The sequence below is a fragment of the Vibrio sp. CCUG 15886 genome (assembly GCF_028570825.1).
Taxonomy (GTDB): Bacteria; Pseudomonadota; Gammaproteobacteria; order Enterobacterales; family Vibrionaceae; genus Vibrio; species Vibrio vulnificus_B.
The window spans coordinates 1-581 of sequence record NZ_JAQQBT010000059.1; the positions used below are offsets into that span (position 1 = coordinate 1).

The following is a 581-nucleotide window of genomic DNA, read 5'->3' on the forward strand; positions in this document are numbered from 1 at the left end:
CATAACGCCGCGTTAAGGGGTGAATGCCGCATAAACCAACCTTCCGCAGACCACTTTCACCACCAAAACTCACCGCAAACCAAAAATGCCACGCGGCATGAGTCCCGCTTGAACGCTTTGTTATGTGTTTAGCTCTTAGCTTGTTCTGGAAGCCTTTCGTAACTAGGTACATCACACAATTTCATAGACCATTTAGCGCTACTACCAACAAAGATTTTAGCAGTAGGCGGAATTGGAACTGGACTATCGAGGCTACCAGCCGGAACCATTACGCTGTTAATACTTTCTGCAAACGTTGGGATTGCAGACCCGCATTTTGAACAAAAACTTTTTGCATGAAATGAATTTGGATGCTTATACGTTCTGACATCACTTTCACCGTTTAACCAAGTTAAGGTGCCAGCTTTAGCAAACAAATTTGCGCCATGAGCCGAGCCTGTACCCTTTTGGCAACGAGTACAATGGCATAAAAAGAAAGACTGGAACTCACCTAAAAGCTCATACTTCACACTACCACAAAGGCATGAACCTCGATGTTTATTCGCCATAAAAGCCTCCTTTCTTTCGATTACACATAACGC

1 protein-coding gene is annotated in these 581 nt (G+C 44.1%); it reads right to left on the reverse strand.

The genetic code is table 11. The annotated features are described in order from the left end of the window. Positions 1 to 128 precede the first annotated feature (128 nt). On the reverse strand, positions 129 to 581 hold a 453-nt coding region (locus PQQ36_RS22555), incomplete at its 5' end, for a GFA family protein (protein ID WP_273662756.1).